Origin of the sequence: Kitasatospora sp. NPDC005751 (assembly GCF_040630835.1) — a bacterium.
Taxonomy (GTDB): Bacteria; Actinomycetota; Actinomycetes; order Streptomycetales; family Streptomycetaceae; genus Kitasatospora.
This window is the reverse complement of record NZ_JBEXYC010000006.1, coordinates 57,493-67,769: the sequence shown is the minus strand read 5'-3', so window position 1 is coordinate 67,769 and position 10,277 is coordinate 57,493. Positions and strand designations below refer to the sequence as shown.

Annotated in this window: 8 protein-coding genes, 1 tRNA gene and 1 riboswitch; of the genes, 4 read left to right on the top strand and 5 right to left on the bottom strand. The window is 73.8% G+C overall.

Features of this window, described 5'->3' with window-relative positions; all coding sequences use genetic code 11:
- Positions 1 to 127: 127 nt before the first annotated feature.
- From ABZ497_RS08800 to ABZ497_RS08785, 4 genes are all read right to left on the bottom strand, one after another.
- Positions 128 to 958, bottom strand: a complete 831-nt coding sequence (locus ABZ497_RS08800; protein ID WP_352290461.1) for a MerR family transcriptional regulator — start codon at positions 956 to 958, stop codon at positions 128 to 130.
- Positions 959 to 1,076: 118 nt separating this feature from the next.
- Positions 1,077 to 2,189, bottom strand: a complete 1,113-nt coding sequence (locus ABZ497_RS08795) for a peptidoglycan-binding protein (protein WP_359804062.1) — start codon at positions 2,187 to 2,189, stop codon at positions 1,077 to 1,079.
- Positions 2,190 to 2,373: 184 nt separating this feature from the next.
- Positions 2,374 to 2,461 (bottom strand) — tRNA-Ser (locus tag ABZ497_RS08790).
- Positions 2,462 to 2,520: 59 nt separating this feature from the next.
- A complete protein-coding gene (locus tag ABZ497_RS08785; protein ID WP_359804061.1) occupies positions 2,521 to 4,098 on the bottom strand; it encodes a trypsin-like peptidase domain-containing protein in 1,578 nt (525 codons plus the stop codon).
- Between the two features lie 387 nt (positions 4,099 to 4,485).
- A riboswitch (TPP riboswitch) is annotated at positions 4,486 to 4,634 on the top strand.
- On the opposite strand from ABZ497_RS08785, the gene ABZ497_RS08780 reads away from it, so the two are divergent.
- The 4 genes from ABZ497_RS08780 (at position 4,627) to ABZ497_RS08765 (ending at position 9,208) form a co-directional block, all read left to right on the top strand.
- Entirely contained in the window at positions 4,627 to 6,105 is a 1,479-nt protein-coding gene (locus ABZ497_RS08780; RefSeq protein WP_359804060.1) for a cytosine permease, read from the top strand. It overlaps the preceding riboswitch by 8 nt.
- A gap of 132 nt (positions 6,106 to 6,237) precedes the next feature.
- Positions 6,238 to 7,062 carry a glycerophosphodiester phosphodiesterase family protein gene (locus ABZ497_RS08775; RefSeq protein WP_329488673.1) on the top strand — a complete coding sequence of 275 codons (825 nt, stop codon included), beginning with the start codon at positions 6,238 to 6,240 and terminating at the stop codon, positions 7,060 to 7,062.
- A 542-nt stretch (positions 7,063 to 7,604) separates the two neighbouring features.
- Entirely contained in the window at positions 7,605 to 8,045 is a 441-nt protein-coding gene (locus ABZ497_RS08770; protein WP_359804059.1) for an ATP-binding protein, read from the top strand.
- Positions 8,046 to 8,221: 176 nt separating this feature from the next.
- Entirely contained in the window at positions 8,222 to 9,208 is a 987-nt protein-coding gene (locus tag ABZ497_RS08765; protein WP_329488675.1) for a DUF5926 family protein, read from the top strand.
- A gap of 314 nt (positions 9,209 to 9,522) precedes the next feature.
- Here ABZ497_RS08765 and ABZ497_RS08760 read toward each other — a convergent pair whose 3' ends face one another.
- Positions 9,523 to 10,161 (bottom strand): bifunctional DNA primase/polymerase, encoded by a 639-nt coding sequence (locus ABZ497_RS08760; RefSeq protein WP_329488676.1) that lies wholly within the window; start codon positions 10,159 to 10,161, stop codon positions 9,523 to 9,525.
- Positions 10,162 to 10,277: the final 116 nt, after the last annotated feature.

Genomic DNA, 10,277 nt, shown 5'->3' with positions numbered 1-10,277 from the left:
GTCGGTGGCCATGGCCGCCGACCGTAGGGGCCTCGACCAGGTCGAGGGCAAGGCCGCCGACGGCCCCGCCGCGCCCGCTCCCGCGCCTGCTCCCCTTCCCCTCCCCTCCCCTTTCCTCCTCGCCTGACTACAGGCGGACCACCGGCTCCTGGAACTCCGTCACCCAGTCCGCCGGCGCGTCCGGACACTCCAGGTACAGCTCCCGCGCGTAGCCCGTGGAGCGGTAGCCGTTCTCGTCGATGAACCGGGCCAGCGTCTGGAAGGCGCCCAGCGCGTCGTCCATCGACCCCCGGTGCACGATGGTCGCCGCCTCCGGGATCTCCGGCAGGTCGACCACCTCGAAGCCGTGCTCCGCAGCGCCGGAGACCGTCGCCCCGACCGGCACCGCCACCCGGATCAGCACCGCGCCGTCCCCCTCCGGGATGTCCTCGTAGCGGGCCACGGACGGCCCGGCCTCCGCCACCCCGGCCTCCGCCAGCCGTCGGCAGAGCTCCTGGAACAGCGGCCCGATCACCGGTCCGATGTCCTCCGGCTCGTAGCCGGCCGCGACGGCGGTCAGCTCCGCCACCCGGACCGACGGCACCCGCTTCACCACGACATCCTGTGCAGGCATGGTTCCCTCGCTCTCGATCGTCCGGAGCCTCGCCTCGACCCGGGCCAGCCGCTGGGCGTCCGCCGCCATCGCGGCGGCCAGTTCGGCCTGCCGCAGCCGCAGCATCCCGCGCAGCTCGGCCGCGTCCACCCGCTCGTCCAGGACGGCCCGCACCTGCTGCAGGGTGAAGCCGAGGTCCTTGAGGGCGATGACACGGTTGAGCCGGGCGAGCTGGGCGGCCTCGTAGGAGCGGTAGCCGCTGACCGGGTCGACCCGGGCCGGGTGCAGCAACCCGATCGCGTCGTAGTGGCGCAGCATCCGGACCGACACCCGGCCGTGCTTGGCGAAGTCTCCGATGTTGAACATGATGCCTCCAGTGCAGAGCCTCACACCGTGTCATGGTCAAGCACCGGCGCCCACGGCCGGGTCGGGCACCCCGGCCCGGCCGTCCGTCCGTTCGTCCGCGCGACAGTCCGTCCGCCCGTCAGTCCGTCACGTCGAACCCCCGCCGCTGCCCCAGCTCCCGCAGACTCCGCTGACCGGGGATGCCGTTGGCGTCCGAGCCCGCGTAGCCGAGGCTGCGCTGGAAGGCCGCGTACGCCTGCACCGTCGTGCTGCCCAGCGAGCCGTCCACCCAGCGCTGCTCCAGGAACCCTTCGTCGACCAGCGCCTGTTCGACGATCCGGACCTCGCCGCCGTAGGTCTGGTGGCCCTGCTCGGCGCCCGGGTCGGTCCGGGCCGCCGCGACGACGTGGGCCAGCGAGACGCGGCGCGGCGAGGGCAGCCGGCCGAGCAGCCGGCGCAGCGACTGCTCGCCCGGGACGCCGTCCGCGTCACTGCCCGAGTACCCCAGACTGCGCTGGTAGTCCTGGTAGTTGAGGGTGTCGGCGTCCCGCCAGTCCTCGTCCGGACCGGTCGTGTAGTGCGCACCGTGCCCGGCCGCCACCAGCGCCTCGCCCACCTCGCGGACCTGCGGCCCGTGCGCGCCGTAGCCGTACTCCAGGCCATTGATCGTCACCCGCCGGCGGACCGGCGCGGTGTCGGACCGGGGCGGCGGCGGCAACGGACCGCCGCCCGCGGCGGCGGCGATCCCGGGCAGCACGACGTCGTAGAACTGCCGCACCCGGGCGTCCCCGGGGCACGACGTACCGCCGTCCGACCACTCCGGGAAGAGCCGGTGGAAGCCGAAGCCCGGGTCGTTCGCGCTCCGGCAGGCCCGCACCGGGATCCCGTGCCGCCCGTGCAGCCAGACTCCGAGCGCGACGAGGGCGGCGACCTGCGCGTCCGTCCACGGATCGGTGTTCTGGTCGTTGCTGGCCGACTCGACGCTCACCGCCCCCGTGCCGTCCGCCCTGCGGTTCGCCCCCATGTTGGCGTCCGCCCGGGTCTCCGTCCCGATGAACTGGCCCACACTGCCGTCGTATCCGACTCCGAAGTGCGACTCCAGATTGGTCGAGTCCCGCCAGTACTCGTAGATTCGGCGCGGCGCCCACGGCGCCGCGATGCTGTGGAAGATCACCTGCGTCGGCACGATCGCCGGCTGGTCGTCCGACTCGGGCTGAAGCTCCAGCTTCTCAGCGCCGGGGTACCAGGCCATCAGTCTCTCCTCGCCGGGCCCAGGGCAGTCCGCCCCTTACGCCCGACACACGAACCCCTCACCCCCTCACGAGCACACCCCCACCCCAAACCCCCCGTTCAGGTGAATTTCACCCCCGGAAACGCAGAAGGCGGGTGCCGACTCGACGTCGGCACCCGCCCTGAGCAGGTGGTTCTCCAACCAGCGGAGAGCGTGGGATTCGAACCCACGGTGCGGGGTCACCGCACGACAGTTTTCAAGACTGTTCCCTTAGGCCGCTCGGGCAGCTCTCCAGGCGGAGGTCAGCCTAACGGGTCCGGCGGGGTTCGGTGCACCGGTTTCGGGGTGGGGGTCAGTCGCCCACGCGCTCGGCGAGGGTGACCTTGGTGGTGCTGGTCTGGCCGTTGCGGGTGTACTCGACGTCGACGGTCTCGCCGGGCTTGTGCGTCCAGATCTTGCTGACCAGGGCCGGGCCGTTCTCGATCGGGCTGCCGCCGAGCTTGGTGATGACGTCGCCGGGCTTGAGGCCGGCCTTGTCGGCGGCGCCGCCGGGGGTGACGGCCGGGGTGCCCTGGATGTCGCGGGTCTGGATCTGCGCGCCGTCGCCCTTGTAGTCGTCGTTGCGCAGGACGTCCAGCTTGGCGTAGACCGGCTTGCCGGTCTTGATCAGCGTCTCGGCGACCCACTTGGCCTGGTTGATCGGGATGGCGAAGCCCAGGCCGATGCTGCCGGCCCGGCCGTTGGCCGAGGCGTTGGACTGGATCGCCGAGTTGATGCCCATCACCGCGCCGCCGGCGTCCAGCAGCGGGCCGCCGGAGTTGCCGGGGTTGATGGAGGCGTCGGTCTGCAGCGCGTTCATGTACGAGGACTGCGCGCCGGTCTCGTCGCCGGAGGCGACCGGGCGGTCCTTGGCGCTGATGATGCCGGTGGTGACGGTGGACTCCAGGCCGTACGGCGCGCCGATGGCGATCGTGGAGTCACCGACGTTGACCTTGTCGGAGTCGGCCAGCGGAAGCGGCGTCAGCTTGTCCTTGGGCGGGTTGTCGAGCTTCACCACGGCGACGTCGTAGCCCTCGGCGCGGCCGAGCACCGAGGCGCTGTAGGAGGTGCCGTCGGCGAACTTGACGGTCAGTTTGCCGCCGTTGGAGGCAGGCGCGACGACGTGGTTGTTGGTGAGGATGTGGCCCTCGGTGTCGAAGACGAAACCGGTACCGGTGCCGGACTCGCCGTTGCCCTGCGCCTTGATGGTGACGACGCTGGGCAGCGCCTTCTGCGCGATGCCGGCCACCGAGCCGGGGGCGGGCTCGTTCTTCTGGGTGCTGGCCTGGACGGTGGTGCTCCGGTGGTCGTCCGCCGCGCTGATGCCGTTGTCGTTGCGGTCCGCGACGGCGACGCCGAGCGCCCCGCCCGCCACACCGGCGACCAGGGCGACGGCGGCGATCAGCGCGATCAGGCCGCCGCGCTTCTTGCGCGGGCCGCCGGGCCCGGGGGTGCCGGGGTACTCGGCCGGGTAGCCGAGCGGCCCGCCGGGGTAGCCCGGGCCGCCGGGGGCGGCGGGGCCACCGGGCGGGGCCTCGTGGCCGCCCCAGCCGCCGAGCGGCTGGCCGGCGCCGAACGGGTGGTGCGGCGCCGGCGCGGCCGGAGCCCCGTACGGGTCGTGGGACGCCGCCGCGACCGGGGCGCCCGGTGTGGCGTACGGGTTGGTGACCGGCGCGGCCACCGGGGCGGCCGGCGCGGCCGGGGCCGGCGGCAGGACGGGCGGAGGTGCGTCAATGTACCGGGCCTCGGCGGCCGGAGCCGCCACCGGCTCGGCGGGCACGGCGGGCACCGGGTCCGGGGCGCCGACCTTGCTGAACGCCAGCGTCGGCGTGAACCCGCCGGACGCGGGCGCGGCCGGAGCGGCGGGCGCCCCGGCGCCGGTGTCCGTCACGGTCCGGTCCGCCTCGGGCGCCGCCTGGACGGGACCGGGCGCCACCGGCGCCCGACCGTCAGGAGCGGGACCCACTACCCCCTGGCCGTCGGAGGGCTGCTCCCCCTGTGGCCCGGTGGGCCCAACCTCGCGCTCGGTGCTCACGGACGACCTCCATAGCTGACAGGACCAACAACCATAGTTTTTCGCACACTCGATTCGATTGCCGTAAGGACCCCTCTGAAGAAGTCATAAGAATCCTTAGCCCGGCCCGACAACGGCCCCCAGGCAGGCCCCCGCGACGGCCCCCCGGGACCCCGTGCGAGGCCGCCGCGCAGCGTCCCGCGATGCGGACCGCCGGACGCCTGGCCTTGGCGTTCACTCCCGCGCCGGTTAGCCTGTCGCTCCAAACTGACACGCGGGAGCTTGGACCCACCAGGCTGAGAGTGCGCCGGTCGACCGTACGCCACGAGCTCCGTGGACGGACCGTCGAGGGGGCGCAGACCGCCGGAACCTGTCCGGGTAATGCCGGCGTAGGGAGTATCGGCCATGCCGCCTGCTTCGCCATCCTCTTCTTCGGGCGCGCCCGCGTCCAAGGGTTTCCCCGAATCGTCCGCGACCGATCCCTGCGACGCCACCGGCGGGGCGGCCGGTTCCACCGGAGCGGGCACCGCCGTCCTGGACCGTCCGGACCGTCCGGACCGGGCGGACCGGGTCGAGGCCCCGTTCGTCCTCGACACCGAGCCGCCGCGCACGCTCCGCTTCCGGGACCACTTCGCGCTCTGGATGAACCTCGGCGTCAGCCTGATCGGCTTCACCACCGCCGCCACCGTGCTCGGCGCACCCGGCAGCGAGCTGTCGCTGGCCGCCGCGGTCACCGCGATCGTGGTCGGCACCGTGGTCGGCACCGCGATGCTCGGCGTGGCCGCGCTGATCGGGGCCCGGACCGGCGCGCCGGCGATGGCCAACCTGCGCGGACTGTTCGGGACGAAGCTCTCCTACGTGCCGACGGTGCTGAACATCGTCCAGTGCATCGGCTGGGGCGTGTACGAGCTGCTGGTCATCGCGATGGGCGCGCAGACGGTGGCGCACACCGACGGCTACCGCTGGCTCTTCGTCGTCCTGGCGGGCGCGGTGACCACCGCGCTGACCATCTGGCCGCTCGGCGCGATCGCGGTGCTGCGCCGCTTCGTCGCCGCGGCGGTCGCGGTGGCGATGGTCTACTTCACCGTCCAGCTGGGCCGGGGCGGCGTGTCCGACCCGGGCGCGGGCAACTGGCACGGCTTCCTCCGGGCCACCGACGCGATGATCGCGGTGTCGATCTCCTTCGTCCCGCTGGCCGCCGACTACACCCGGCACTCCCGCACCGCCCGCTCCGCGTTCTGGGGCAGCTTCTCCGGTTACACCGTGGCCCAGGTCTGGTGCTACGTGCTCGGCCTGTTCGCGCTGCTGCAGGCCGACGGCGACGCCTCCCGGATCTTCGACTCGTTCCTGGGCGTCTGGGCCGGCTGGTTCTTCCTGCTGGTGCTGGTGCTGCGCGAGACCGACCAGTCCTTCGCCAACGTGTACTCGACCGCGATGTCGGTCCACAACCTGCTGCCGAAGGTGGACCGCCGGGTGCTGACCGGCGCGACCGGCCTGCTGATCACCGTGCTGGCGCTGCAGATCACCGAGTTCACCGACTCCTACTACGCCTTCCTCGGTCTGATCGGCTCGGTGTTCGTGCCGATGTTCGCGGTACTGGCGGTCGACTACTTCCTCGGCGCCGGCCGGCGCGGCTGGAACCTCGCCGCCGACGCCCCGTCCCGCTGGCTGATGCTGCTGCCCTGGGCGCTCGGCTTCGCCGTCTACCAGCTGATCGCGCCGACCGCGATCGCCGGCTGGTGGACGGACTTCTGGACCTCCGTGCAGGAGGCCCTGCACTTCACGCCCCAGGAGTGGACCTCGGCGTCCCTGTTCGGCTTCCTGGTGCCGGCCCTGGTCACCTGGGCGCTCACCCCGCTCACCCGCCGGACCCCCGCCGCCTGACGCCCGCGGGCCCGGTCGGGCCTGCGGCAGCGCGCCGGGAAGGGCGGACGACGAGGCGCGCGGGCGAAGACGGCCCCGCAGGTTGGGGCCGTCTTCGCCCGGGTGTCACTTCCGCCGCCTATCGTGGACGGCGTGACCAGCCCTGACCTCTCCCCGGCGGCGGCGCGCACCGCGCGGCCCGTCCAGGTGATCGCCCACCGCGGTTCCTCGCACGCCCTGCCCGAGCACACGCTCGCGGCCTACCGCCGGGCGCTCGACGAGGGCGCGGACGCGGTCGAGTGCGACGTCCGGGTGACGGCCGACGGGCATCTGGTCTGCGTGCACGACCGCCGGATCGGCCGGGTCTCGGACGGCCGCGGCACGGTCTCCTCGATGACGCTGGCCGAGCTGGAGGCGCACGACTTCGGCGCCTGGAAGACGGGGGAGCCGAGCGCGGACCCGGACCTGCGCGGCGTCCTGCGGCTGGAGAGCCTGCTGGAGCTGGTCACCGACTGCGGGCGCCCGGTGGACCTGGCGATCGAGACCAAGCACCCGGTCCGTTTCCGGGGCCGGGTGGAGTCCGAGCTGCTGCGGATGCTCGACCGGTTCAAGATCGGCGGGGCGCCGGAGGGCGACCGCCCGCAGGCCCGGATCATGAGCTTCTCCTCGCTGGCGCTGACCAGGGTGGCCGCCGCCGCGCCGGAGTACCCGCGGGTCTTCCTGTTCGAGCGGACGCTGCCCCTGCAGGGCCGGCTGCGCCCGGGCGCCTCGCTGCCCGGCGGGGCCCGGATCGCCGGCCCGGGCATCGACCTGGTGCGGGCCCGGCCCCGGCTGGTGACCCGGCTGCGGGAGCTCGGCCACCAGGTGCACGTCTGGACCGTGGACGAGCCGGCCGACGTCGAGCTCTGCCTGGAGCTCGGGGTCTCGGGGATCATCACCAACCGCCCGGCGGAGGTCCTGGCCCAGCTCGGCCGCTGAACCGGTCCGCCGCGGAACGCCGTCCCTCGCGCCCCACGGGTTTCTCCGGCTATTTCCGGCCCCCCGAGACCCGGTGGCCGCGCGCCCCGCTCCGGAATCACCCGGCACTTCCGCCCCGGCGGACCGCGATCGCTTGGGTAGGGCTCAAACCTTCATCCGCCGTTTTCTGACGGAAATCATGCGTTCTCACGACAGAGGGTGAGCAGGGAATCACCTGCAGCGCACCGTGCGTCGCCCGGCTTGAAATGTCCGCGCGGGATCGCCGTACGGTCGTTTCCGACCCATTACCAAGGGGCATCCATCCCTCGGCATACGCTGAAGGAGGTCCGGGGGTGGCGTTGATGGTGGCGCGTGAAGTGCCGACTTCATCGACCATGGCAGTGCCGCACGGCCCATCGAGTGTCGGGGTCGCACGGCGCCGACTGCGTCGAGATCTACGTGACCGGGAGATACCGGAACCGGTCATCGATGATGCTGTTCTGATCCTTTCCGAACTGCTGAGCAATGCCTGTCGTTACGCACGGCCGCTCGGCCCGCTGCCCGTGCTCGGACGCAGCGCCCGGGCCGAGATCGTCGACCAGATCCTCGTCGGCGTCCCCTCCGGTCCGGCCGAGCCGGCCAGGCCGGCCGGCGCTCCCGCGACGGGCGGCCCGGCCGTCCACGCCAGGAGCCGGGACGCGGGACAGGCCCGGCCGCAGGCCCACCCGGACGAGGGCGAGGGCAACGGCGGGGTGCTGGTCCGCTGGCAGCTGCACGCGGACGGGGTCCTCACTCTGGAGGTGACGGACGGCGGCGCGCAGACCCGGCCGTCCCCCGCCAGTCCGTCGCTGACCTCGCGCGGCGGCCGCGGGCTGAGCATCGTCGACCAGCTGTCCAGCGACTGGGGCGTGCGCGACGCGCCCGGCGAGGTCACGGTCTGGGCCGCCCTGCCCGCCCGGGCCCGGCACGCCCGGCGCACCGGCGGTGACGCCCGCAGCGCCTGAGCGTCGCCCGCGGCCGTCGGAGCGGGGCCCGGTTGGGGCCTCCGCGGAGCGCCGCCCACCGCGGTCCGGGCGTCGCCCCCACGGGGTACTCCCCGCCCCGGCGCGTGCCCACGGGCCGGGGGAACGTCAGTAGGCTGCCCGGAGCACACCGAAACCGCCACCGGGAGAGCCGCACCATGGGCAAGAAGGCCGCCAAGAAGGCGCCGCAGCGCAGCCAGTCCACCACCGCCGTCACGGGCGAGATCCCCGTGGTCGGGGCCCGCGAGAACTGCCCCTGCGGTTCGGGCCGCCGGTACAAGGCCTGCCACGGCCGGGAGGCCTCGCACGCCGTGCAGGAGCTGGTGCACCGCCCGTTCGAGGGGCTGTCCGGCGAGGCCGACTGGGTGGCGCTGCGCGAGCTGGTCCCGGCCGCGACCGTGCCGCTGACGCTGGCCGCCGGGGTGGCCGAGGCCGCCAACGGTGACGTCCCGTCCGTGACCCTGGCCACCGTGCTGCCGCTGGCCTGGCCGGCGCTGCGCCGCCAGGACGGTTCGATCCTGCTCGGCCTGCAGACCCAGTCCGCCTCCGGTGACCTGAGCCGTGACCTGGCGGACGCCCTGGAGCTGGCGCTGGCCGCCGAGCCCGGCTCGCCCGTCCCGGCCCGCCGGACCGTGCCGGGCGGCCGCCGCCTGCAGGACCTGCTGGACACCACGGCCGAGTTCACGCCCGCCGTGCACACCGGCTTCGAGTTCTGGCTGGAGGACGCCGAGACCGCCACCGGCGAGGTGGCCGCCTCCCTGGAGCGCGCCAACGCCTCGGCGATCCCGACCGAGAAGCTCACCGGCGTGGACTCCGCGTACTGGTGCGGCACCCCGGACAAGAACCACCTGCGCTGGGTGATGACCGTGCCGGAGGAGGAGCTGCTGGACGCGCTGGCCCGGCTCACCGCCGCCGACCTGTCCTCGCTCGGCCCGGACACCCGGCTGGTCGGCTCCTTCCGTGCGCACGGCCTGACCGTCCCGGTCTGGGACCTGCCGCTCGCCATGACCGCCACCGACTGCGAGAAGCCGGCCGCGGAGTTCGCCGAGCGGCTCGCCGCGACGCTGGCCGACCCGGCGCCGCTGACCGGCGAGGAGCGGCGGGCCCGCGCCAACCTGGTGAACCGTCAGGTCACTTTGAACTAAAGGGGACTCGGATCCGGGTGATACGCGTCACATTGGCCGCCGGTACGGCAATTTCCGGGCGGGCAGGGGCTCTTGGAAATTGGCGCGGGCGCGGATCCTTGTTACTGTCTAAAGAGTCCGGTCGCTGGTGCATCCCCCGTCGCCAGCGGCCGGATCTTTTGTTTTCCGGCCCCGGCCCGCTCCGACGGGTGGACCGTGCCCGATCAGTACCCGGCCGATCGGCCCGCCGGCCCGGCCGCGACCGACGCACCGGCCCCCGCCGCACCGGCCACGGGGGCCGAACGACAGGGGCCGGACGAGGCGCGGAAGCCCCGTCAGTACGCCGAGCGCCCGCTGTCCAGCTGGACCGTCGCCTCGACCAACTCCCCCAGCAGCGGCCCGACCTCGGGCAGCCACACACCGCCGTCGGCCGCCGGACGCGGCGGCAGCACCCAGCGCACCCCGCCGCCCGAGCCGCCGCCCGGCGGCAGCGCCAGGAAGCCGCCCGAGCCGTGGTAGCGCAACGAGCCCGGAACCCAAGGAAGTTGGGCGAGCATCTCGCCGAGCGCCTCCAGCGAGTAGGGGGCGACGAGCATCGCGTAGCGGCCGGGCATCGACAGGACCGGCCCCAGTGGCAGCCGCAGCGCCGCGAGGTAGGCGAGCGCCCGGGCACCGGCCGCCGCGGGCAGGCTGACCGCCGAGACCGTCCCGCCGGTCGCCGCGAGCACCGGCGCGTCCGGACTCTGCCGCTCCCACCACCACCGCACCATCCGGGCGTCGGTGGTGGCCGCCAGCAGCGACGGGTCGTGCGGGTGGGCTCCGGGGACGGAGCAGTCCGCGTCCCCGCACGAACAGTGGCCGCCGACCAGCAGCGTGCCGGGCACCACCGGCCAGCGGTGGTCGACCGCGGCGGCCAGGGCCGCGGCCAACCGGACGGAACGGACTGTCGACCGGCTCCTTGAGTTCTCGCGCATGGCGCTCGTTCCTTTCCGTGACCGCTCGGGTCGCTCCGGCCCCGCCGGCCGGCGGCCGGGGAAACGCCGCACGGGCCCGTACCGGGCCGGTGTGCTTGGCGAACGGCGTGGCGGGG

Coding starts and splice junctions, on each gene's coding strand:
- ABZ497_RS08800 (WP_352290461.1), bottom strand. CDS start 958: ATGTTCAACATCGGAGACTTCGCCAAGCACGGCCGGGTGTCGGTCCGG.
- ABZ497_RS08795 (WP_359804062.1), bottom strand. CDS start 2,189: ATGGCCTGGTACCCCGGCGCTGAGAAGCTGGAGCTTCAGCCCGAGTCG.
- ABZ497_RS08780 (WP_359804060.1), top strand. CDS start 4,627: ATGCCGCCTGCTTCGCCATCCTCTTCTTCGGGCGCGCCCGCGTCCAAG.
- ABZ497_RS08765 (WP_329488675.1), top strand. CDS start 8,222: ATGGGCAAGAAGGCCGCCAAGAAGGCGCCGCAGCGCAGCCAGTCCACC.
- ABZ497_RS08760 (WP_329488676.1), bottom strand. CDS start 10,161: ATGCGCGAGAACTCAAGGAGCCGGTCGACAGTCCGTTCCGTCCGGTTG.